This is a genomic window from Blastococcus sp. SYSU DS0973 (genome assembly GCF_054051055.1).
In genome coordinates this window covers 118892-141630 of sequence record NZ_JBJHAN010000006.1, presented here as the reverse complement: position 1 = coordinate 141630, position 22739 = coordinate 118892, and the positions used below count along the sequence as shown (strand labels likewise).

Annotated in this window: 17 protein-coding genes and 4 tRNA genes; 18 read left to right on the top strand and 3 right to left on the bottom strand. The window is 71.1% G+C overall.

Features of this window, described 5'->3' with window-relative positions; translation table 11 throughout:
- Nucleotides 1-879: a zinc metalloprotease HtpX gene (htpX, locus tag ACI791_RS12150; protein ID WP_347058054.1), complete on the top strand. Its 879-nt coding sequence runs from the start codon at nucleotides 1-3 to the stop codon at nucleotides 877-879.
- Nucleotides 880-1008: 129 nt separating this feature from the next.
- Here the strand turns inward: htpX and ACI791_RS12145 are convergent, their stop codons facing one another.
- Nucleotides 1009-1500 carry a YajQ family cyclic di-GMP-binding protein gene (locus ACI791_RS12145; RefSeq protein WP_347058053.1) on the bottom strand — a complete coding sequence of 164 codons (492 nt, stop codon included), beginning with the start codon at nucleotides 1498-1500 and terminating at the stop codon, nucleotides 1009-1011.
- A gap of 104 nt (nucleotides 1501-1604) precedes the next feature.
- Here ACI791_RS12145 and ACI791_RS12140 point away from each other — a divergent pair.
- Nucleotides 1605-1686, top strand: a tRNA-Tyr gene (locus ACI791_RS12140).
- A gap of 59 nt (nucleotides 1687-1745) precedes the next feature.
- Here the strand turns inward: ACI791_RS12140 and ACI791_RS12135 are convergent.
- Nucleotides 1746-2177: a pilus assembly protein TadG-related protein gene (locus ACI791_RS12135; RefSeq protein WP_456586266.1), complete on the bottom strand. Its 432-nt coding sequence runs from the start codon at nucleotides 2175-2177 to the stop codon at nucleotides 1746-1748.
- A 629-nt stretch (nucleotides 2178-2806) separates the two neighbouring features.
- On the opposite strand from ACI791_RS12135, the gene ACI791_RS12130 reads away from it, so the two are divergent.
- From ACI791_RS12130 to ACI791_RS12100, 7 genes are all read left to right on the top strand, one after another.
- Entirely contained in the window at nucleotides 2807-5338 is a 2532-nt protein-coding gene (locus ACI791_RS12130) for a putative bifunctional diguanylate cyclase/phosphodiesterase (protein ID WP_456586265.1), read from the top strand.
- Nucleotides 5339-5492: 154 nt separating this feature from the next.
- Nucleotides 5493-5565 (top strand) — tRNA-Thr (locus ACI791_RS12125).
- Between the two features lie 56 nt (nucleotides 5566-5621).
- Nucleotides 5622-5695 (top strand) — tRNA-Met (locus ACI791_RS12120).
- Between the two features lie 108 nt (nucleotides 5696-5803).
- Nucleotides 5804-5968: a 50S ribosomal protein L33 gene (gene rpmG / locus ACI791_RS12115; protein WP_091770212.1), complete on the top strand. Its 165-nt coding sequence runs from the start codon at nucleotides 5804-5806 to the stop codon at nucleotides 5966-5968.
- Between the two features lie 33 nt (nucleotides 5969-6001).
- A complete protein-coding gene (locus ACI791_RS12110) occupies nucleotides 6002-6460 on the top strand; it encodes an FAS1-like dehydratase domain-containing protein (protein ID WP_456586264.1) in 459 nt (152 codons plus the stop codon).
- Nucleotides 6457-6873, top strand: coding sequence for a MaoC family dehydratase (locus ACI791_RS12105; RefSeq protein WP_456586263.1), 417 nt, complete (start codon nucleotides 6457-6459; stop codon nucleotides 6871-6873). Before ACI791_RS12110 ends, ACI791_RS12105 begins: the two co-directional genes overlap by 4 nt.
- Complete coding sequence (locus ACI791_RS12100; RefSeq protein ID WP_456586262.1) at nucleotides 6870-8300, top strand: M1 family aminopeptidase; 1431 nt, start codon at nucleotides 6870-6872, stop codon at nucleotides 8298-8300. The genes ACI791_RS12105 and ACI791_RS12100 overlap by 4 nt, the downstream gene beginning before the upstream one ends.
- A 62-nt stretch (nucleotides 8301-8362) precedes the next feature.
- Here the strand turns inward: ACI791_RS12100 and ACI791_RS12095 are convergent, their stop codons facing one another.
- A complete protein-coding gene (locus tag ACI791_RS12095) occupies nucleotides 8363-9619 on the bottom strand; it encodes a pyridoxal phosphate-dependent aminotransferase (protein ID WP_456586261.1) in 1257 nt (418 codons plus the stop codon).
- Nucleotides 9620-9856: 237 nt separating this feature from the next.
- Here ACI791_RS12095 and ACI791_RS12090 point away from each other — a divergent pair.
- The 9 genes from ACI791_RS12090 to ACI791_RS12050 all read left to right on the top strand — a co-directional run bounded on the left by ACI791_RS12090 (nucleotide 9857) and on the right by ACI791_RS12050 (nucleotide 22673).
- Nucleotides 9857-9932 (top strand) — tRNA-Trp (locus ACI791_RS12090).
- Nucleotides 9933-10002: 70 nt separating this feature from the next.
- Complete coding sequence (gene secE / locus ACI791_RS12085) at nucleotides 10003-10533, top strand: preprotein translocase subunit SecE (RefSeq protein ID WP_456586260.1); 531 nt, start codon at nucleotides 10003-10005, stop codon at nucleotides 10531-10533.
- Between the two features lie 123 nt (nucleotides 10534-10656).
- Nucleotides 10657-11544 carry a transcription termination/antitermination protein NusG gene (gene nusG, locus ACI791_RS12080; protein WP_456586259.1) on the top strand — a complete coding sequence of 296 codons (888 nt, stop codon included), beginning with the start codon at nucleotides 10657-10659 and terminating at the stop codon, nucleotides 11542-11544.
- 86 nt (nucleotides 11545-11630) lie between these two features.
- Complete coding sequence (gene rplK, locus ACI791_RS12075; RefSeq protein ID WP_347058044.1) at nucleotides 11631-12059, top strand: 50S ribosomal protein L11; 429 nt, start codon at nucleotides 11631-11633, stop codon at nucleotides 12057-12059.
- A 139-nt stretch (nucleotides 12060-12198) separates the two neighbouring features.
- Nucleotides 12199-12918 (top strand): 50S ribosomal protein L1, encoded by a 720-nt coding sequence (gene rplA / locus ACI791_RS12070; protein WP_347058043.1) that lies wholly within the window; start codon nucleotides 12199-12201, stop codon nucleotides 12916-12918.
- 416 nt (nucleotides 12919-13334) lie between these two features.
- Nucleotides 13335-13949, top strand: coding sequence for a 50S ribosomal protein L10 (rplJ, locus tag ACI791_RS12065; protein ID WP_456586258.1), 615 nt, complete (start codon nucleotides 13335-13337; stop codon nucleotides 13947-13949).
- Nucleotides 13950-13966: 17 nt separating this feature from the next.
- Complete coding sequence (gene rplL / locus ACI791_RS12060; RefSeq protein WP_347058041.1) at nucleotides 13967-14359, top strand: 50S ribosomal protein L7/L12; 393 nt, start codon at nucleotides 13967-13969, stop codon at nucleotides 14357-14359.
- Between the two features lie 782 nt (nucleotides 14360-15141).
- Entirely contained in the window at nucleotides 15142-18651 is a 3510-nt protein-coding gene (gene rpoB / locus ACI791_RS12055; protein ID WP_456586257.1) for a DNA-directed RNA polymerase subunit beta, read from the top strand.
- A gap of 116 nt (nucleotides 18652-18767) precedes the next feature.
- Nucleotides 18768-22673, top strand: a complete 3906-nt coding sequence (locus ACI791_RS12050) for a DNA-directed RNA polymerase subunit beta' (RefSeq protein WP_456586256.1) — start codon at nucleotides 18768-18770, stop codon at nucleotides 22671-22673.
- Nucleotides 22674-22739 lie beyond the last annotated feature (66 nt).

Genomic DNA, 22739 nt, shown 5'->3' with positions numbered 1-22739 from the left:
GTGCAGCGCTGGAACAACGGAGTGAAGACCGCCCTGCTCCTGGGGCTCATGGGCGGACTGATCCTGATGGCGGGTGCGCTTATCGGCGGGCGCGGCGGCCTGGTCGTCGCGCTGGTCGTCGCGCTGGGCGTCAACGGCTACGCGTACTTCAACTCCGACAAGCTGGCCCTGCGGGCGATGCGGGCCTTCCCGGTCACCCAGACCCAGGCCCCGGCCCTCTACGCGATCGTGCGGGAGCTGGCCACCGAGGCGCGGCAGCCCATGCCCCGGCTCTACGTCAGCCCGACCGCGCAGCCCAACGCCTTCGCCACCGGCCGCAACCCGCGCAACGCCGCCGTCTGCGTCACCCAGGGCATCCTCGAGCTGCTCGACCGCCGGCAGCTGCGGGGCGTGCTGGCCCACGAGCTCTCGCACGTCTACAACCGCGACATCCTGATCAGCTCCGTCGCCGGCGCCATGGCCACCGTGATCACCTACCTGGCGCACATGGCGATGTTCGCGTCGCTGTTCGGCGGCCGGTCCGATGAGGACCGCGGCGGCGGCAACATGATCGGCGGTCTGTTGCTCATGCTGCTGGGCCCGCTCGCCGCCGGGCTGGTGCAGATGGCGGTCAGCCGCAGCCGCGAGTTCCAGGCCGACGCCTCGGGCGCCCAGCTGTCGCAGGACCCGCTGGCGCTGGCCGACGCACTGCGGGTGATCGACCGGGGGACCGCGGCCCGGCCACTGCCGCAGGAGGAGCGGCTGGTCACCCAGAGCCACCTGATGATCGCCAACCCGTTCCGCGGTCAGGGGATGGCGTCGATGTTCGCCAGCCACCCGCCGATGCCCGAGCGGATCGCCCGCCTGGAGCAGATGGCCCGGGAGCTGGGCCAGCGCTGAAGGAGGACCCCCCTCGCCCCCTCGTGCCTCGGGGTGGGCCCTTGCGAGGGGGCCGTTCCGTCAGCTCACCCGCTCCCCACGACACGCTCCGCGCGCCGTGGGCCCCTGCGGCCGGGCCGCTCCCTCACGTCATCTGTAGTTGTCGAACTGCAGGGCGACGTCGAGGTCCGCGCCGCGGAGCAGCTGCTGCACCGCCTGCAGGTCGTCGCGCTTCTTGCCGCTCACCCGGAGCTGGTCGCCCTGGATCTGCGCCTGGACGCCCTTGGGACCCTCGTCGCGGATCAGTTTCGCGATCTTCTTGGCGGTGTCGGACTCGATCCCCTGCTTGATCGTCGCGCCGATCTTGTAGCTCTTGCCCGAGGACTGGGGCTCGCCGGCGTCGAGCACCTTCAGTGAGATGTTCCGCTTGATCAGCTTCTCCTTGAAGACCTCGAGCGCGGCGACCACCCGCTCCTCGGTGTCGGCCTGCAGGGTGACGCCGTCCTCCCCGGCCCAGGCGATGGTGGCGTTGGTGCCGCGGAAGTCGAAGCGCTGCGACAGTTCCTTGCCCGCCTGGTTGAGGGCGTTGTCGACCTCCTGCCGGTCGACCTTGCTCACGACGTCGAAGGATGCGTCGGCCATGTCGTTCCTCTCCGTGCGGGACGGGGCGCTGCAGCGGCCCCGTCGGTGGGGACCCGTCACGTGCCGGGCCCCTCGTCTTGTAGTCTCTCCCGCGTACCAATCGCGGCGGGTTGCCCGAGTGGCCAATGGGAGCGGACTGTAAATCCGTCGGCTTAGCCTACGAAGGTTCGAATCCTTCACCCGCCACGCCCGGTACGACGGCCCCCGACCTCCAGGTCGGGGGCCGTCGCCTCTCCGGCGCCGGATCAGGGCAGCGTGGGCGCCCGCGCGCCGGAGACGGCGGTGCGCTCGAGCTGCTGACCACCCAGGAACAGCCAGCCGAACGCGATGTCGACGTGGCGGGTGCAGCGCACCGTCACCTCTGCGCCGTCGGTCTCCGCCGCCCAGCTGTCCAGCAGCACGCCGCCGTCGGCCAGCTGGTCGGCCACCGCCGCCTGCGCGGCCGCACGGGTGAGCGGCAGCTCCGTGCCCACCCCGCGGGCGTAGACGATGGCCTCGTCGGCCTGGTTCGCCGCCGCCAGGGCGGCGCTGTCGCACACCGACTGGACCTCCTGCTGCTCCAGGAAGGCGTCGGAGGCCGTGATGGCGCCGAAGGCCATGAGGGCGGCGACCAGCCAGCACACGAGGACGAAGGGCAGCGTCGAGCCGCGTTCGCGGTCGTCCTGGCCGGGGCGCACGCGCGGCAGCGTAGGCACCTGTCGACCGTCGTCCACCACCTGTGGACACGATCTGTGGACACTGTGGACGGTGGTTCACCCGTCCGGCGCACAGCCCGGCGACGCCTGTGGGCGACGGCCGCAGCGAGGGCTTCGGGGCGGTGGCTGGGATCACTCATCGTGTGACCGGAGTGGCGTCTGGTCACGACATGACGACGGAGGCGGCGTGTCGCCGCCGACGTGCTTGTCGCTGGTAGTGACGGGAAGGAGTGTCTCACGCGCGGTCCGTATTCGACGACGCTCTGCCCCCGCGCGTGGATGGCTGCCGCTACAGCCAATCAGTCGTGCCCAGAGGGAGGCGCCATGAACAGCACCGTGCAGCGTGGGACCGGGAACCGTGGAGTGAAGTGGACCCGCGGCGTCAAGTGGACCCGTGGCGTCAAGTGGACGCGTCAGGCCGACTGACCGTCCCTCCGGACATCAGCACAGGACGGTCGTCCGCGAGGACGACCGCCCTGTTCGCTTTCCTCCGGTGAACCGCACATTCCGGTCGTGGATCGGCTGACCCTTCCGAGTCGGACGAGGCTTGTGGCGGATGAGGTCGCTGTTAGCCTTCGCCCGCCCACCGACCCGGAAGAAAGCAGCCCCCGTTGCCCGAGCAGGACGTCCGCGAGGCAGGTGGGTCGCGCGACGAGCGGAGCCCCTGGCTGGTGACGCTGCTCGGCCTGGCGTTCGCGGCGCCGGCGGGTGTGGCGGTGCTGGTCGGCGGTCCGGCCGCGGTCGACCCACGCGTCGTGGTGGCGGTCTTCCTGGCGGCGATGGTCGCGGAGTGGATCAACGTCCACGTCGAGTTCCGGCGGCAGAGCTTCCACAGCTCGGCGAGCGAGCTGGTCTTCGTGATCGCGCTCCTGGAGGTCGGCGGAGCGTGGACGGCCATCACCCGGGCCGCGGCGGTCGCCCTGGTGTTGGTGGTGCAGCGGCTCCCGGCGCCCAAGGTCCTGTTCAACACCGCGGTGGCGGTCCTGGAGGCATCCGTCGCCGTCGCCGTCCTGGCCGTGCTGCCGGGCGGCGACGTCACGTCCCCGGTCACGTGGTTCTCGTGCCTGCTGGCGATCTTCGCGGCCAACGCCGTGGCGGCGGTCCTGGTCGCCGGAGCGATCAGCGTCACGCAGGGCTACCCCGGGCGCGCCATCTGGACGAGCCTGCTCGTCCCGGTCGTCGTCGTGCAGCCGGTGGCCGTGCTCGTGGGCCTGGTCGTCCTGCTGCTGCTGCACGCGACGCCCTGGTCCTGGGCGCTCATCGCTCCGCTCATCCTCGCGCTGGTGCTGCTCTACCGCCGCTTCGCCGCGGTGACGCGGGAGAGCCACTCGCTCGAACGCGTCTACGAGTTCGCGCGGCGGGTGGAGCAGGTGCATCCCGACGAGGCCGGCACCCGGCAGATCGTGCAGGCGGTGCGCGAGCTCCTCAACGCCGAGCGGGTCGCCCTCTGGCTGCCGCCCTACCTCGACGAGGGGCCACGGCTGGTGGTCGCCACCGAGGACGGCGCCGACTGGTACGACGGCCCGGGCGACTCCGACGACCTGTTGCGCCGCCGCGCCGTCGCCTCCACCGGAGGGGCGATCCGCGTCTCGGTGGGGCGCGCCGATCAGCACGAAGCCGCTGCACTGGCCCGCCGGGGCGTGTCCGAGCTGCTCGGTGCGCCGGTCACCACGGCCGCGGGCGAGCCGGGCTACCTCGAGGTGTGCGACCGGCGCAGCGACATCGTCTCCTTCGGTCGCAGCGAGCGTGGCGCGCTGGACTCCATGCTCACCCACGTCAACGCCGCCATCCGGCAGCAGCAGCTGCTCACCCGCATCCGCTTCGACGCCGACCACGACCGGCTCACCGGCCTGCCCAACCGCCAGCGGCTCGCCGCGGAGGTCAGCCGGCTGGTGTCCGCCGAGGGCGGCCAGGCCGGGCTCATCCTGGCCTCGCTCGGCACCTACGCCGACGTCACCGACACCCTCGGGCACGCCGCCAGCGACGAGCTGCTGCAGGTCACGGCAGGGCTCCTCCGCGAGCACGCTCCGCCGCGGGCCCTGCTGGCCCGCATGGAGCGCGAACAGTTCGCGGTCCTGCTCCCCGGGCTCTCCCTCGAGGCCACCGAGCGGGCCGCGCGCCGGCTGCGCGAGGCCGCCGCGACCCGCGTCCGGGTGGCCGGGCTGGATCTCGAGGTGTCACTGACCATCGGCGTCGCCGCCGCCCCCGTGCACGGCGCGGACGCCGGGACGCTCATGCAGCGGGCCGACGTCGCCCTCCTGGCGGCCGGGAGCTCCAACGGTGTGGCGAGCTACCACCCGGTGCTCGACCAGCAGAGCCTCCGCCGGCTGCAGCTGGGCACCGAGCTCGAGCAGGCCATGGTCGACGGCCAGATCGGGGTCGTCTTCCAGCCGGTCATCGACGCCCAGAGCTCCGACATCGTGTCGGTGGAGACGCTGGTGCGCTGGACCCACCCGCGGTACGGGAGCATCCCGCCCGAGGACGTCATCGGCCTGGCCGAGCAGATCGGCCGGATCGGCGCGATCACCGACCACGTCCTGGACCTGGCGCTGGCGCGCTGCCGGCGCTGGCTGGACCGGGGGATCGCGCTGTCGGTCGCGGTCAACATCTCCGCGTGCTCGCTGAGCGAGCCGAACCTGGTCCAGCGGATACGCGATGCCCTGGCGAGGCACCAGGTGCCCGGGGAGCTGCTCGTCCTGGAGCTCACCGAGAGCAGCGTCGTCGACGACTCGGTGCGCGGGAGCTCGGTCCTGGAGGAACTCCACGACCTCGGGCTGCGGCTGTCGATGGACGACTTCGGCACCGGCTACTCGTCGCTGTCCCAGCTGCGCCAGCTGCCCATCGACGAGCTGAAGATCGACAAGTCCTTCATCCTCACCATGGCCACGAGCCAGGGTGAGTCGTTCATCGCGCGCTCCATCATCGAACTGGCCCACAACCTCGGCCTGTGCGTCGTCGCCGAGGGTGTCGAGGACGAGATGACCCGCAACCAGCTGGCCACCATGGGTTGCGACAAGCTCCAGGGCTTCCTGATCAGCCGGCCGTTGCCGGAGGATCGGCTGGAGAGGTGGCTCCTCGCGCGTACCGGCGTGCGCTCGGCCGCGCCGGGTGCGACCCACCGCCGACTGTTCGTCCGGACCTGAGGGCCGGCCCGTCCCCCTCACCCCTCGCAGGCTGGGGGCGGAGCCTCTGGACGGGGCCGGCCGGAGTGGCTGTTACAGTGCTTCCCGCACGGTCCGGAGGGCCCCGCCGGTCGCCCCGAAGCGGCTTGGTAGAGTTCCTGGCGGCTCGGAGCACGCCCCTTTAGCTCAGTCGGCAGAGCGTCTCCATGGTAAGGAGAAGGTCTACGGTTCGATTCCGTAAAGGGGCTCTGGCAGTAACCCGACCTACCGGTCCTGTCGCGAGATCGGCCCGGGGGGTCACCCCGGCGGTGTAGCTCAGCCTGGTAGAGCAAGCGGCTCATAATCGCTGTGTCACCGGTTCAAGTCCGGTCACCGCTACTCCCGACGGACCCCGCGACACCGGGGTCCGTCGCCGTGTCGGCACCAGTGCCGGCCCGGCAGCAGGACCCGGTCCCGGGCCCTGTCCCACAAGGCTAGGAGCGCCCCATGGCAGCCACCGACGTCCGTCCGAAGATCACCCTGGCCTGCCAGGAGTGCAAGAACCGCAACTACATCACCCGCAAGAACCGGCGGAACGACCCCGACCGGCTCGAGCTGATGAAGTACTGCCCGCGTGAGCGCAAGCACACGCTGCACCGCGAGACCCGCTGACCGCGGTCCGCGACTGAGCGAGAGGGCGGGAGCATGGCGTTGGACCGAGGACTGGTCGGGCGCAGCTACCCGCCCTCTGCCGTTCACGAGGTGGGCCGGGTGGCGCTGGCCGAGTTCGCCGTTGCGGTCGGTGCCACCGACCCGGTGCACCTCGACCCGGAGGCCGCCCGCGCCGCCGGCCACCCCGACGTCATCGCGCCCCCGACGTTCGCCGTGGTGGTGTCGCTGGGCGCCGCGAACGTCGTCCTGGACGACCCCGACGTCGCCCTGGACTACAGCCGGGTGGTCCACGGCGAGCAGCGGTTCGCCCACCACCGGCCCATCCGCGCCGGCGACCGGCTCGTCGCCACCACCAGCATCGAGGCCGTGCGCAGCGTCGGCGGCAACGACCTGCTGACCACGCGGGTCGAGCTGACCACCGAGGACGGCGAGGCCGTCTGCACGGCGACGACGATGCTCGTCGCCCGCGGAGCGGACGGGGGAGCCGCATGAGCCGGCCGGAGATCGCCGTCGGAACCGAGCTGCCGGAGCGGACCTTCACGGTCACCCGCGCCGACCTGGTGCGCTACGCGGGCGCGTCCAAGGACTTCAACCCGATCCACTGGAGCGACCGGGTGGCCACGGCCGTCGGCCTCCCCGGGGTCATCGCGCACGGCATGCTCACCATGGCGCTGGCCGCCCGCGCCGTCACGGAGTGGACCGGCGACCCGGCGGCCCTCATCGAGTACCAGGTGCGCTTCGGCCGGCCCGTCGTCGTGCCTGACGACGACGCCGGGGCCCAGATCGTCGTCCGCGGCCGGGTGGCCACGGTGGGCGACGACGGCCGCGCCCGCGTCGACCTGACCGTCACCAGCTCCGGGGAGAAGGTCCTCTCGCTCGCCCGCGCGGTGATCCGCCTCCCGTGACCGGTCGCCGGTCCCTCGGCGTCGTGGTCGGTGTCCTGTTGCTGTCCGGCTGCACGTCGTTCGCCGACACCGGGCAGCCGGAGACCCGGGCACCGGCGGCGCCGACGTCCGCGGCCGCCGACGAGAACGTCTGCCCGGCCGAGCGCGCGGCCCCGGATCCCGACCGGCCCGAGATCGCCTTCGACTTCCGGCTGGACGACGACCTGCGCACGGTATGGGGCACCGAGACCGTCGTCTTCACCCCCGACCTCCCGACCGACGAGCTGGTCTTCCGGCTGGTCCCCAACGCCCCGGGGTCCGCGCCGGCCGGCTCCCGGCTGGTCGTCGACGCGGTCACCGGGGACGACGTCACCGGAGGCCGGTACGAGGAGGCCGGAGGAGCGGCTCCCGGCGGCCGCTACGTCGTCGAGCTGGCCGACCGGCTGGCGGCGGGGGAGTCCACCGAGGTACGCCTGGAGTTCACCCTCGACGTGGGCGGTGGGGAGTTCGAGCGCTTCGGCGCCGACGAGGGCGTGACGTGGTGGGCCAGCGGCGCCCCGCTGCTGGCGTGGGAGCCGGGCGTGGGCTGGGCGCGCGACCCGTTCGTCGGGCTGACCGGTGAGACGGCGACGAGCCCCGCGGCCGACACCCGCATCCGGGTCTCGGCGCCGGAGGAGCTCACGGTGCTGATGACCGGTGACCAGGCTCCGCCCACGACACCCCGGGACGGGCGCCGGGTCTGGACGTCGTCCGAGCCCGCCGCCCGGGACGTGAGCGTCGCCGCGGGCACCTTCGCCACCGAGGAGCGCACCAGCGGCAGCGGCGTCCGGGTGACCGTGGGGGTGCTGCCCGGCGCCGAGCTCGACGCCACCCGGCTGGCGGAGTGGACCACCGGGGCGATCGGCGACCTGGAGAACCTTCTCGGACCCTTCCCCTACGAGACGCTCACCGTGCCGCTGTTGCCCGATCACGGCGGCGGGATCGAGTACCCCAGCTCCATCCTGCAGGCCACGCCGTCCCGGGAGGTGCTGGTCCACGAGGTCGCCCACATGTGGTTCTACGGGATGGTCGGCAACTCGCAGTTCCGGGACCCGTGGCTGGACGAGGCGTTCGCCACCTACGCCGAGGCGCTGCCCGGTCCGCCGTCGGCCGACGTGCTCGATCCGGTGCTGGCCCGCCCCGGCGCCGTCGGCGGCAGCATGGCCGACTTCACCGGGGACGGCCCCTACGTCCGGACCGTCTACGGCAAGGGCGGCGCGGCGCTGCTGGCCGCCCGGGCCGTGGCGGGCCCGGAGGCCTTCGACGCCGCCGTCCGCTGCTATGTGGACGGCAACGCGTGGCGGATCGCGACCCCCGACGACGTGGGGCGGGCGCTCGCCGACCTGCCGTCAGCGGTGGACGTCCTCGTCGGCGCCGGGGCGCTGGACGAGGAGGACCTGCCCGGCTGAGGCCCGGCCCCCTGCAGCGTGCCGCCGCGACCGTGCGAGCGGTGGGCGGCGGAGGGCGTTCCTCAGCCCGCCTGGCCGAGCAGCCGCTGCATGCGGCTGACGCCCTCGACGAGGTCGTCGTCGCCGAGCGCGTAGGACATGCGCACGTACCCGGGGGTGCCGAAGGCCTCGCCGGGCACGACCGCCACCTCCGCCTCCTCCAGGACGAGCTCGGCGAGCTCGGCGCTGGTCGCGGCAGTCCGCCCGGCGATGGGCCGGCCCAGCAGGCCCTTCACCGACGGGTAGACGTAGAAGGCGCCCTGCGGCTCGGGGCAGGCGATCCCGGGAATCTCCCGCAGCATCGACACGATCGTCTGCCTGCGCCGGTCGAACGCCTCGCGCATGGTCGCCACCGCGGAGAGGTCGCCGTTGAGCGCCGCGACGGCCGCGGCCTGCGAGACGTTGGCGACGTTCGACGTCGCGTGGGACTGCAGGTTCGTCGCCGCCTTCACCACATCCGCCGGGCCGACGATCCAGCCGACCCGCCAGCCCGTCATCGCATAGGTCTTGGCGACCCCGTTGACGACCACGCAGCGGTCGGCCAGCTCGGGGACGAGCACGGGCATGGACGGTGCGGTGACGCCGCCGTAGGTCAGGTGCTCGTAGATCTCGTCGGTGAGCACCCACAGACCGTGCGCGACGGCCCAGCGGCCGATCTCCTCGACCTGCTCGGCCGGGTACACCGCGCCCGTGGGGTTCGAGGGGGAGCAGAACAGCAGCACCTTGGTGCGCGGGGTGCGAGCGGCCTCGAGCTGCGCGGCCGACACGAGGTAGCCGCTCTGCTCGTCGGCGACCACCGGCACCGGCACGCCCCCGGCCAGGCGGATCGCCTCCGGGTAGGTGGTCCAGTAGGGAGCCGGCAGGAGCACCTCGTCACCCGGGTCGAGCATGGTGGCCAGCGCCTCGTAGACCGCCTGCTTGCCGCCGTTGGTGACCAGCACCTGCGCGGGGGTGATCCGGAGGCCGGAGTCGCGCGCCGTCTTGGCGACGATCGCCTCCTTGAGGGACGGCAGCCCGCCCGCAGGGGTGTAGCGGTGCATGGCGGGCGTGCGGGCCGCCGTGATGGCCGCCTCGACGACGTAGTCGGGCGTGGGGAAGTCCGGCTCGCCGGCGCCGAAGCCGATCACCGGCTTCCCGGCGGCCTTCAGCGCCTTCGCCTTGGCGTCCACGGCCAGGGTCGCGGACTCGGCGATCGCGCCGATGCGGCGGGACACGCGCCGCTCGGCGGGCGGCAACGGGGTCGAGGGGGCGGCGGACTCCGGCGAGGAGGCGGCGGTCATGGGCCCATCGTCTCAAAGCCGGCGGCCTGCGGGCTGTCCGCCCGGTGCGGCACCGCCGTCGCGCGAGGGAGGACGCCCTCCGGGGGTGCGGGGGATGGGACGTTCGCTGATCCCCGCACGGGTCCCGTACACTGGCTCCACCGGGGCAGTTGACCCCGCCACCGGCGTGCCTCGGATCCCTCCGGAGGTCGGGCGCCGCAGTGGCGGTTCGGCGGCGCCGGGGCCCGCCCAGGGCACAGGGGTGTAGCTCAATTGGCAGAGCAGCGGTCTCCAAAACCGCAGGCTGCAGGTTCAAGTCCTGTCACCCCTGCCAGCAGGACACGGACAGCACCGACCGACGGCCCTCGCGCGAGAGGCCACCACGACGAGGCGAGCGAGGCGCAGTGAGCGACGAGAAGCCGGACCGCGAGGACGACCCTCGCGCCGCCTCCGACGCCGAGCTCACCGACGAGCAGCTCGACCGCGAGGCCCCGGGGGTCGACGACGCCTCCGCGCTCGAGGCAGCCGAGGACCAGGTCGCCGGCGAGGCCGAGTCCGAGGAGGACAAGGTCGTCGCCCGCACGGGTGACCAGGGCGGCCGTCGGCGGGGCCGGATCACCGCCGACGGTGACGAGGACGACGAGCCCGGCCGTCGGCGGGTGGCTCGTTCGGCCACCGCGGCCGGCCGGGAGGGCTCCGGAACCCGTTCGCGGGCCGCGGCGGAGCGGGCCCGCGCCGAGGAGATGCGGCCCCGCCGCTCGCTCGCGCGTTTCCTGCGCGAGGTCGTCGCCGAGCTGCGCAAGGTCATCTGGCCGGGACGTCGCGAGCTGATCACCTACACCACGGTGGTCATCGTCTTCGTGGCGTTCATCGTCGCGCTGGTGGCAGGCCTGGACCTGCTCTTCGCGCAGGGCGTGATCGCCGTCTTCGGCTGACCGTCGCCTGCGCGCCTGAACGCCCTCTGACAAGGAAGAGACCCCCGTGATCGAGCTTGCGAGATCACCCATCAGCACAGCGCCGTCGGGCACGACGCCGACGAGCGCCAGCGAGGAGAAGCAGTGACCGACCCCCGCGAGCCCTTCGAGACCGACAGCGCGGTCGAAGGAATCGACCTGGACGACGCCCGCTTCGGCGAGCGCGGAACCGCCGACGTCGAGACCGGCGCCGGCGAGACCGGTGCCGCCGAGGGCTCCGGCGACACCGCCGACCTCGACACCGACACCGCCGTCTCCGACGTGACGCCGGAGATCGAGACCGGCGACGCGGACACCCTGGCCACCGACCCGCTGGCTGCCCCGGCCCCCGACTCCGACGTGGAGCAGGAGGAGGACGAGGACCCGGCCGAGGCGATGAAGAAGGCGCTGCGGCGCGCGCCGGGCGACTGGTACGTCGTGCACTCCTACGCGGGCTACGAGAACAAGGTGAAGACCAACCTCGAGGCGCGCATCCAGTCACTGGACGTCGAGGACTACATCTACCAGATCGAGGTGCCCACCGAGGAGGTCACCGAGATCAAGAACGGCAAGCGGTCGCAGGTCAACCGCAAGGTGCTGCCGGGCTACCTGCTCGTGCGCATGGAGCTCAACGACGAGTCCTGGGGCGCGGTCCGCAACACCCCCGGCGTCACCGGCTTCGTGGGTGCCACCTCCAAGCCCTCGCCGCTGACCCTCGACGAGGTCGTCAAGATCCTGGTCCCCGCCACCGCGCCGCAGGCGCCCCGGGCCACCGAGGCGGCCGCGTCGGCCGGCGGCGCCCCCGCCGCGGCGGCCGCGGTCGTCGACTTCGAGGTCGGCGAGTCGGTCACCGTCATGGACGGCCCGTTCGCGACGCTGCCCGCCACCATCAACGAGATCAACGCCGAGCAGCAGAAGCTGCAGGTGCTGGTCTCCATCTTCGGCCGCGAGACGCCCGTCGAGCTGTCGTTCAACCAGGTCAGCAAGATCTAGACAGGACTCGTCGCCCCCCACCGCTCGTAAACTGGCGGCGGGGCCCTGCGACGGGGCCGTTCCATCCCGTCACCAAGAAGGAAGTCATGCCCCCCAGGAAGCGGTTGACCGCGGTCATCAAGCTCCAGATCAACGCCGGCGCGGCCACCCCCGCGCCGCCCGTGGGTCCGGCGCTGGGCCAGCACGGCGTCAACATCATGGAGTTCTGCAAGGCGTACAACGCCGCGACCGAGTCGCAGCGCGGGAACGTCGTCCCCGTGGAGATCTCGGTCTTCGAGGACCGGACCTTCACGTTCGTCACCAAGACCCCGCCGGCCGCGCGCATGCTGCTGAAGGCCGCCGGTGTCGAGAAGGGCTCGGGCGAGCCGCACAAGACCAAGGTCGCCACGGTCACCCGTGACCAGGTCCGCGAGATCGCCCAGACCAAGATGGCCGACCTGAACGCCAACGACCTCGAGCAGGCGGAGAAGATCATCGCCGGCACCGCCCGGTCGATGGGCATCACGGTCCAGTAAGAGAACCCCTCCGCCCTCCACCGCTCGCACGCTCGCGGCGGGGCCGGGTGGAGGGACCGTTCCAGCACGTCACGAGTGGGAGGGCCCCGCCAGGCCCGGCAACCACACGACCGGGGGCATCCCCCGGAGAGGAATCACCATGGCGAAGCACGGCAAGAAGTTCCGCGCCGCGGCCGAGAAGGTCGACCGCGACAACCTGTACAGCCCGCTCCAGGCAGCCACGCTGGCCAAGGAGACGTCGACGACCGCCTACGACGCCACCGTCGAGGTCGCCATGCGCCTGGGCGTCGACCCGCGCAAGGCCGACCAGATGGTCCGCGGCACGGTCAACCTGCCCCACGGCACCGGCAAGACCGCCCGCGTCATCGTCTTCGCGACCGGTGACAAGGCCGCTGAGGCCGAGGCCGCCGGCGCCGACGTCGTGGGCTCCGACGACCTGATCGAGCGCATCCAGGGCGGCTTCCTGGACTTCGACGCGGCGATCGCCACCCCCGACCAGATGGCCAAGGTCGGCCGGATCGCCCGCATCCTCGGCCCCCGTGGACTGATGCCGAACCCGAAGACGGGCACCGTGACCCCCGACGTCACCAAGGCCGTCAACGACATCAAGGGCGGCAAGATCAACTTCCGCGTCGACAAGCAGGCCAACCTGCACCTGGTCATCGGCAAGACGTCGTTCGACCAGACCAAGCTGGTCGAGAACTACGCGGCCGCGCTCGACGAGGTGCTCCGGGCCAAGCCCGCCGCCGCCAAGGGCCGGTACGTCAAGAAGGTCACCATCTCCACCACGATGGGGCCGGGCATCCCGGTCGACCCGAACCGCACCCGCAACCTCACGGTGGACGAGCCCACCGCCTGAAACACCACCCGTCCTCCTCACCCCTCGCAGGCTCGGGGTGAGCCTCTGGACGGAGCCGACCAGCACCTCACCGGGGCCCCGCCGCGTACTGCGCGGCGGGGCCTCCGGCGTTCCGGCGCGACCGGCGACCGTGTGATCCCGGTCGCCCCTGACGGGTTGGTCGCCGCCTCCACCGCGGCATGGCGTAGTCTTCTGCCTGTTCCCCCCAAGACCGCTGGTCGTCGCACGTCCGCGTGCGATCGAAGGTCCGCAGATTGCGGGCGGCCCGCGCAGGAGGACGGATCGATCGTCGGGTGCCATCGTGCGCCTGTCCATCGCCCCGTGCGCCCTGCGCCGGGGCGTTTCGTGTCTCCGGGGCGTCGATCGCCCGTCGTCGTGCAGCGTCCAGTGGTCGCCCGACAGACGAGAGGAGGCCCATGCCCACGCAGGCGAAGGCCGCGGTGATCGACGAGATCACCGAGCGGTTCCAGTCGTCCAGCGCGGCGGTGCTCACCGAGTACCGCGGGCTGACCGTGGCCCAGCTGACCCAGCTGCGCCGTTCCCTCGGTGAGGGCAGCAGCTACGCCATCGTCAAGAACACCCTGACGAAGCGTGCGGCGGAGCAGGTCGGCTTCTCCGACCTCACCCCGCTGCTCAACGGCCCCACCGCGATCGCCTTCATCGAGGGCGACCCGGTGAACGCCGCCAAGGCCATCCGTGACTTCGCGCGCGCCAACCCGCTGCTCGTCGTCAAGGGCGGCGTGGTGGAGGGCCGCACGGTCGACGCCGCCGAGGTCACCCGCCTCGCCGACGTCGAGAGCCGTGAGGTGCTCCTCGCCAAGCTGGCCGGCGCGATGAAGGGCAACCTGACCAAGGCCGCCGGGCTGTTCCAGGCCCCGCTGTCGCAGGTCGCCCGGCTGGCCGCCGCGCTCCAGGAGAAGAAGGCCGCCGACGCACCGGCGGGCGAGGCTCCTGCCGGCGACACCGCTGCTGCTGACACCACCACCGACACCGACGCTGACGCCGCGGACACCGCGGCCAGCACCGACTGACCCCAGAAGGAGACATCATGGCCAAGCTTTCCAGCGCCGAGCTGCTCGACGCGTTCAAGGAGATGACCCTCCTCGAGCTCTCCGACTTCGTGAAGCAGTTCGAGGAGACCTTCGACGTCACCGCGGCTGCCCCGGTCGCCGTCGCGGCCGCCCCGGCCGCCGGTGGCGGCGACGGTGGCGCTCCCGCCGCCGAGGAGCAGGACGAGTTCGACGTCATCCTCGAGGCTGCCGGCGACAAGAAGATCCAGGTCATCAAGGAGGTGCGCGGCCTGACCTCGCTCGGCCTCAAGGAGGCCAAGGACCTGGTCGACAACGCACCGAAGCCGGTCCTCGAGAAGGTCGCCAAGGACGCTGCCGAGAAGGCCAAGGCCGCCCTCGAGGGCGCCGGCGCCTCCGTCACCGTCAAGTGACCCCTCGCCCGGCGGTTCCGACCGCCGGGCACGTCACGGCGACGTGACACCCCCCCCGGCCCGGCCGGGGAACGCTCCACCACGCACAGGGGCCGTCCTCCTCAGAGGGCGGCCCCTGTTGCATGTCCGGGTGGTTCTCGCCTCCGAGGGGGAGATCCGGGTCACGGAAACCGCGCGACACACGTAGCCTTCGCCCCCCGTGATCGTTACTGACCGGTAGCGATGCGGCGCCACCGCTCCGCATGCGGAGTCGGTCGAGGTGTCGCACATGGCCGGTGTCCGCCGACGTGGCGGGGCGGTGGACCGGCATCGCAGCCGGAGCGGGAGGCAGGGACACGTGGGCGTCGCAGTGGAGGTCTCGGGGCTGACCAGGTCGTTCGGCAGCCAGAACATCTGGAGCGACTGACGGAGGGTTCTCCCGGGCGCCGTCCCCGGCGTGGCGGTGCCGCCCACGGGAGCCGGCTGGCATCATGGGACCGGCGCACGCCCCGCCGGCCGGTTCCGGCCCGCGCGTCCAGGTTTGTGGTGCCGGTCGCACCGGTCCCCCCGCGTGGACATCGCGCGACACCAGGGGTAGGGTCTCCTGTTGCGCTGCCCTCTGACTGCCTGCCCGCCGAGACGGGTCACGACGGGTCCCCGGGAATCCTCCCGGCGTCGCCCGCGCTGACCGTCGTAGCGGGCGATCGCGGCCGTCTCGGACAGCGTCGCCATCACCGACGACGACCCAGGACGACCCCGCAGCCCACCGCCCGCACGTCGTGAGGTCCTTGGAAGGACGCATCTTGGCAGGCTCTCGCCCCACCAGCATCAACCCCAGCACCACCGAATCAGGCCCCTTCGGCCAGCAGGACCAGTCTCCCGTGGCGGGCCCCCGCACCGGCGAGGCCGACCAGGCGAAGATCCCCGGCGCGCCGCTGCGCGTGTCGTTCGCGAAGATCAACGAGCCGCTCGAGGTCCCCGACCTCCTGGCGCTGCAGACGGCGTCGTTCGACTGGCTGGTCGGCAGCCCCGAGTGGCGCGCCACCCTCTCGCCCGAGGAGCAGGCCGACGCCGTCGGCGGCCTGGCCGAGATCCTCGAGGAGATCTCCCCGATCGAGGACTTCAGCGGCTCGATGTCGCTGTCCTTCTCCAACCCGCGCTTCGAGGACGTCAAGGCGTCCCTCGAGGAGTGCAAGGACAAGGACATGACCTACGCGGCGCCGCTGTTCGTCACCGCCGAGTTCATGAACAACACCACCGGCGAGATCAAGAGCCAGACGGTGTTCATGGGCGACTTCCCGATCATGACGAACAAGGGCACCTTCGTCATCAACGGGACCGAGCGCGTCGTCGTCTCGCAGCTCGTGCGCAGCCCGGGCGTCTACTTCGACAAGTCCCTGGACAAGACGTCGGACAAGGACGTCTTCTCGGCCAAGGTCATCCCCAGCCGCGGTGCGTGGCTGGAGTTCGACGTCGACAAGCGCGACACCGTCGGCGTCCGCATCGACCGCAAGCGCCGCCAGCCGGTCACCGTCCTGCTCAAGGCTCTCGGCTGGGGCGAGGACCGCATCCGCGAGCACTTCCAGTGGTCGCCCACGGTCCTGGCGACGCTCGAGAAGGACCACATCGCCGGGCAGGACGAGGCGCTGCTGGACATCTACCGCAAGCTGCGGCCGGGCGAGCCGCCGACGCGTGAGTCGGCGCAGGCGCTCCTGGAGAACCTGTTCTTCAACCCCAAGCGCTACGACCTGGCGAAGGTCGGCCGGTACAAGGTCAACAAGAAGCTGGGCGTCGAGGTGCCGCAGAGCACCTCCACGCTGACCGAGGACGACATCGTCGCCACCATCGAGTACGTCGTGCGTCTCCACGCCGGCGAGCCCGACCACGGCGTCGACGACATCGACCACTTCGGCAACCGTCGCCTGCGCACCGTCGGTGAGCTGATCCAGAACCAGATCCGGGTCGGCCTCTCCCGCATGGAGCGCGTGGTCCGCGAGCGGATGACCACCCAGGACGTCGAGGCGATCACGCCGCAGACCCTGATCAACATCCGGCCGGTCGTCGCCTCCATCAAGGAGTTCTTCGGCACCAGCCAGCTGTCCCAGTTCATGGACCAGACCAACCCGCTCGCGGGCCTGACCCACAAGCGCCGGCTCTCGGCGCTGGGCCCGGGTGGTCTGTCGCGTGAGCGGGCCGGCATGGAGGTGCGCGACGTGCACCCCAGCCACTACGGCCGGATGTGCCCGATCGAGACGCCGGAAGGCCCGAACATCGGCCTCATCGGCTCGCTGTCCTCGTTCGGCCGGGTGAACCCGTTCGGCTTCATCGAGACGCCCTACCGCAAGGTGGAGAACGGCACCGTCACCAACCAGATCGACTACCTGACCGCCGACGAGGAGGACCGCTTCGTCGTCGCGCAGGCCAACAGCCCGCTCGACGCGCAGGGTCGCCTCGCCGAGGAGCGGGTGCTGGTCCGCACCAAGGGCGGTGAGGTCGACTACCTCGCACCCGAGAACGTCGACTACATGGACGTCTCGCCGCGGCAGATGACCTCGGTGGCGACGGCGATGATCCCGTTCCTCGAGCACGACGACGCCAACCGCGCGCTCATGGGCGCGAACATGCAGCGTCAGGCGGTGCCGCTGCTGCGCAGCGAGGCCCCGCTGGTCGGCACCGGCATGGAGCTGCGTGCCGCCGTCGACGCCGGCGACGTGGTCGTGGCGGAGAAGGCCGGTGTCGTCGAGGACTCCACCGCCGACTACGTCACCGTCATGGCCGACGACGGGACCCGGCAGACCTACCGGCTGCTGAAGTTCCGCCGCTCGAACCAGGGCACCTCGATCAACCAGAGCCCCGTCGTCGACGAGGGCCAGCGCGTGGAGGTCGGTCAGGTCATCGCCGACGGTCCGTGCACCGACAACGGCGAGATGGCGCTGGGCAAGAACCTGCTGGTCGCCTTCATGCCGTGGGAGGGCCACAACTACGAGGACGCGATCATCCTGTCGCAGCGCCTCGTGCAGGACGACGTCCTGTCCTCGATCCACATCGAGGAGTTCGAGGTCGACGCCCGCGACACCAAGCTCGGTGCCGAGGAGATCACGCGGGACATCCCGAACGTCTCCGAGGACGTGCTGGCCGATCTCGACGAGCGCGGCATCATCCGCATCGGTGCCGAGGTCGTCCCCGGCGACATCCTCGTCGGCAAGGTCACGCCCAAGGGCGAGACGGAGCTGACCCCCGAGGAGCGGCTGCTGCGCGCGATCTTCGGCGAGAAGGCCCGCGAGGTCCGCGACACGTCGCTGAAGGTCAAGCACGGTGAGTCGGGCAAGGTCATCGGCGTCCGCGTGTTCTCGCGCGAGGACGGCGACGAGCTGCCCGCCGGGGTCAACGAGCTGATCCGGGTCTACGTCGCCCAGATGCGCAAGATCTCCGACGGCGACAAGCTCGCCGGACGCCACGGCAACAAGGGCGTCATCTCGAAGATCCTGCCGCAGGAGGACATGCCGTTCCTCGCGGACGGCACCCCGGTCGACATCGTCCTGAACCCGCTCGGCGTGCCCGGCCGCATGAACGTCGGCCAGGTCCTGGAGATGCACCTCGGGTGGATCGCCAAGCAGGGCTGGCAGGTCGAGGGCACGCCGGACTGGGCGAAGAACCTGCCGGAGGCGGCGAAGTCGGCGGCGCCGGGCACCCGCACGGCGACGCCGGTGTTCGACGGCGCGCGCGAGGACGAGATCATCGGCCTGCTCGGCTCGACGACGCCGAACCGCGACGGCGAGCGGATGGTCAAGGAGACGGGCAAGGCGCGGCTGTTCGACGGCCGCTCCGGGGAGCCCTTCCCCGAGCCGATCGCCGTGGGCTACGTCTACATCCTCAAGCTGCTGCACCTGGTCGACGACAAGATCCACGCCCGCTCGACCGGCCCGTACTCGATGATCACGCAGCAGCCGCTGGGTGGTAAGGCGCAGTTCGGTGGCCAGCGCTTCGGCGAGATGGAGTGCTGGGCCATGCAGGCCTACGGCGCCGCCTACGCGCTGCAGGAGCTGCTCACCATCAAGTCCGACGACATCCTCGGCCGCGTCAAGGTGTACGAGGCGATCGTCAAGGGCGAGAACATCCCCGAGCCGGGCATCCCGGAGTCGTTCAAGGTGTTGCTCAAGGAGCTCCAGTCGCTGTGCCTCAACGTCGAGGTGCTCTCCGGCGACGGGCAGGCGATCGAGCTGCGCGACACCGACGACGAGGTCTTCCGGGCCGCGGAGGAGCTGGGCATCGACCTGTCCCGCCGCGAGCCGTCGTCCGTCGAAGACGTCTGAGAAAGGACCCCCTCCCCGGACCCCTTCGCACGCTCAGGGGACCCCGGGGAGGGGGCCTTCGATCCAAGCCATCGATTCGAACAGTGCAGTAACGATCCCCTGAAAGGGGTCACACCTTGCTCGACGTCAACTTCTTCGACGAGCTCCGCATCGGGCTGGCCACCGGCGACGACATCCGCCAGTGGAGCCACGGTGAGGTGAAGAAGCCCGAGACCATCAACTACCGGACCCTGCGTCCGGAGAAGGACGGTCTCTTCTGCGAGAAGATCTTCGGCCCCACCCGGGACTGGGAGTGCTACTGCGGTAAGTACAAGCGCGTCCGGTTCAAGGGCATCATCTGCGAGCGCTGCGGCGTCGAGGTGACCCGCGCCAAGGTCCGCCGCGAGCGGATGGGCCACATCGAGCTGGCCGCACCGGTCACCCACATCTGGTTCTTCAAGGGCGTCCCCTCGCGCCTGGGGTACCTGCTCGACCTGGCCCCCAAGGACCTCGAGAAGATCATCTACTTCGCGGCCTACATGATCACCTCGGTCGACGACGAGGCGCGGCACCGCGACCTCCCGACCATCGAGGCCGAGATCAGCGCCGAGAAGTCCAACCTCGAGGGCCGGCGTGACGCCGACGTCGAGGGCCGCCAGCAGAAGCTGGAGGCGGACCTCGCCGAGCTCGAGGCCGAGGGTGCCAAGTCCGACGTGCGCCGCAAGGTGCGCGAGGGCGGCGAGCGCGAGATGCGCCAGCTGCGCGACCGCGCCCAGCGGGAGATTGACCGCCTCGACGAGGTGATGGACACCTTCCGCAAGCTCGAGGTCAAGCAGCTCATCGCCGACGAGGGCCTCTACCGCGAGCTGCGCGACCGCTTCGGTGAGTACTTCGAGGGCGGCATGGGCGCCGCGGCGCTGCAGAAGCTGCTCGCCGGCTTCGACCTCGACGCCGAGGCCGTCTCGCTGCGCGAGACCATCCGCAGCGGCAAGGGCCAGCGCAAGCTGCGGGCCCTCAAGCGGCTGAAGGTCGTCGCGGCGTTCCAGCAGACCCGCAACTCGCCCATGGGCATGGTGCTGGACTGCGTCCCGGTCATCCCGCCGGACCTGCGCCCGATGGTGCAGCTCGACGGTGGCCGCTTCGCCACCAGCGACATGAACGACCTGTACCGCCGCGTGATCAACCGGAACAACCGGCTCAAGCGTCTGCTGGACCTCGGCGCCCCCGAGATCATCGTGAACAACGAGAAGCGGATGCTCCAGGAGTCCGTGGACGCGCTGTTCGACAACGGCCGTCGTGGCCGGCCGGTCACCGGTCCGGGCAACCGCCCCCTGAAGTCCCTGAGCGACCTGCTCAAGGGCAAGCAGGGCCGGTTCCGCCAGAACCTGCTCGGCAAGCGCGTCGACTACTCGGGCCGTTCGGTCATCGTCGTCGGCCCGCAGCTCAAGCTTCACCAGTGCGGCCTGCCCAAGCAGATGGCGCTGGAGCTGTTCAAGCCCTTCGTCATGAAGCGGCTGGTCGACCTCAACCACGCGCAGAACATCAAGTCCGCCAAGCGGATGGTCGAGCGCGCGCGGCCGGTCGTGTGGGACGTGCTGGAGGAGGTCATCACCGAGCACCCGGTGCTGCTGAACCGCGCGCCCACACTGCACCGTCTGGGCATCCAGGCCTTCGAGCCCCAGCTGGTCGAGGGCAAGGCCATCCAGATCCACCCGCTGGTCTGCACCGCGTTCAACGCGGACTTCGACGGTGACCAGATGGCGGTGCACCTGCCGCTGTCGGCCGAGGCCCAGGCCGAGGCCCGGATCCTGATGCTGTCGAGCAACAACATCCTCAGCCCGGCCGACGGTCGCCCGATCACCGCGCCGACGCAGGACATGGTGCTCGGGCTGTACCACCTCACGACCCTGGTGGCCTCGCCGCTGGAGGTCGACGGTGGTCAGCCGCGCTCGTTCTCGTCGGCGGCCGAGGCGGTCATGGCCTACGACCTGGGCGATCTGGCGCTGCAGGAGCGGGCCTGGATCCGCCTGGACGAGGTCTACGGCGTCGACAACGGTGCGGTCAACGAGCCGTGGGAGCAGCCGGAGGACTGGACGCCGGGCGCCCCCGCGCGCGTGCTCACCAGCCTGGGCCGGGTGCTGTTCAACGAGGCGCTGCCCGAGGACTACCGCTTCGTCAACTACCAGGTGCCGAAGAAGGAGCTCGGGGCGATCGTCAACGACCTCGCCGAGCGCTACCCCAAGGTGCAGGTCGCGGCGACGCTGGATGCCCTCAAGTCGGCCGGGTTCCACTGGGCCACCCGCGCGGGCATCACGATCGCCATCGACGACGTGGTGACCCCGCCGGCCAAGCGCGAGATCCTGGACCGGCACGAGGCCGAGGCCGCCAAGATCGAGCGCCAGTACGAGCGCGGCGTCATCACCGACGCCGAGCGTCGTGGGGAGCTCATCGAGATCTGGACCCGCGCGCGGGCCGAGGTCTCCCAGGCGATGGTGGACAACTTCCCGACCACCAACCCGGTCTGGGTCATGGTCAACTCGGGCGCCCGAGGCAACATGATGCAGATCAGCCAGATCGCCGGTATGCGTGGTCTGGTCGCCAACCCGAAGGGCGAGATCATCCCGCGGCCGATCAAGGCCAACTTCCGGGAGGGTCTGTCGGTGCTGGAGTACTTCATCTCCACGCACGGTGCCCGCAAGGGTCTGGCGGACACCGCCCTGCGGACCGCGGACTCCGGGTACCTCACCCGTCGTCTGGTCGACGTCTCGCAGGACGTCATCATCCGCGAGGAGGACTGCGGCACCGATCGCGGCGTGCTCATGCCGATCGGCACCGTCGTCGACGGTGTGGTGACGCGTGACGCCCACGTGGAGACCAGCGTCTACGCCCGCGCCCTGGCCGCCGACGTGGTGGCCGAGGACGGGACGGTGATCGCCCCGGCGAACGCCGACCTGGGTGACGTCCTGATCCAGACGCTGATCGACGCGCAGGTGTCCGAGGTCAAGGTCCGCTGCGTGCTCACCTGCGAGTCGCTGCTGGGCACCTGCGCCACCTGCTACGGCCGCTCGCTGGCGACCGGCAAGCTGGTGGACGTCGGCGAGGCGGTCGGCATCATCGCCGCCCAGTCGATCGGTGAGCCCGGCACCCAGCTGACGATGCGCACCTTCCACACCGGTGGTGTCGCGGGTGAGGACATCACCCACGGTCTGCCGCGTGTGGTGGAGCTCTTCGAGGCCCGTGTCCCGAAGGGGAAGGCGCCCATCGCCGAGCTGGCCGGCACCGTGCGGATCGAGGACGGCGAGCAGTTCCGGAAGCTCACCATCACCCCGGACGACGGCTCCGACGAGGTCGTCTATGACAAGCTGTCGCGCCGGTCGCGGCTGCGGGTCGAGGACGGCGCCCACGTCGAGGTCGGCGAGCAGCTCACCGAAGGTGCCGTCGACCCGCACGAGGTGCTGCGGATCATGGGCCCGCGCGAGGTGCAGCTGCACCTGGTCCGCGAGGTCCAGGAGGTCTACCGGTCGCAGGGTGTGTCGATCCACGACAAGCACATCGAGGTGATCATCCGCCAGATGCTGAAGCGGGTGACCATCATCGACTCGGGGGCGACGGAGTTCCTCCCGGGTGCGCTGGTCGAGCGGACGCTGTTCGAGACCGAGAACCGTCGCGTCGTCGCCGAGGGCGGCGAGCCGGCCTCGGCCCGTCCGGTGCTCATGGGCATCACCAAGGCCTCGCTCGCGACCGAGTCGTGGCTGTCGGCCGCCTCCTTCCAGGAGACGACCAAGGTGCTCACCGACGCCGCCATCCAGGGCAAGAGCGACAGCCTGCTCGGGCTCAAGGAGAACGTGATCATCGGAAAGCTGATCCCGGCGGGTACGGGCATCAGCCGCTACCGGAACATCACGGTCGAGCCGACCGAGGAGGCGCGCGCCGCCGTCTACACGATGGCCGGCTACGAGGACGGGCAGTACTACAGCCCCGACGTCTTCGGGCAGGGCACCGGCGAGGCCGTCCGCCTCGAGGAGTACGACTGGCGGGGCTGAACCCCTGGCTAGGCAGTGACGGAAGGGCCCCGCGGATCGCGAGATCTGCGGGGCCCTTCCGCGTCG